Source organism: Mesorhizobium sp. M2E.F.Ca.ET.209.01.1.1 (assembly GCF_004010375.2).
In the GTDB taxonomy this organism is placed as follows: domain Bacteria; phylum Pseudomonadota; class Alphaproteobacteria; order Rhizobiales; family Rhizobiaceae; genus Mesorhizobium.
In genome coordinates this window covers 1-272 of sequence record NZ_SADP02000993.1, presented here as the reverse complement: position 1 = coordinate 272, position 272 = coordinate 1, and the positions used below count along the sequence as shown (strand labels likewise).

Sequence of the window (272 nt, the reverse complement as noted above, 5' to 3'; positions counted from 1 at the left end):
GACCGCAGGCGGCTTCTGGTGCCTGTGCCTTGGTGGGTGGCGAACCTGCAGGCATCGATCCTTCAGTTGCTGCCCAATCCGTTGCTGACCAAGGACCAGGTGCTGCAGCTGCGCGCGCACAACGTCGTCTCCGAAGCCGCCGAAAAGGACAGCAGGACGATCACTGGCCTCGGCATCCAGCCGCAGGCGATCGCAACGATCCTGCCCAGCTATCTCTGGCGCTTCCGCGCCGCGGGCCAGTTCCAGCAGCGCCGGCCGATCGCCGATCGCTA

At 66.2% G+C, this 272-nt stretch carries 1 pseudogene; it reads left to right on the top strand.

From position 1 onward, the window contains the following. Nucleotides 1–272, top strand: a pseudogene (locus EN852_RS38820) (complex I NDUFA9 subunit family protein); the annotation flags it as partial.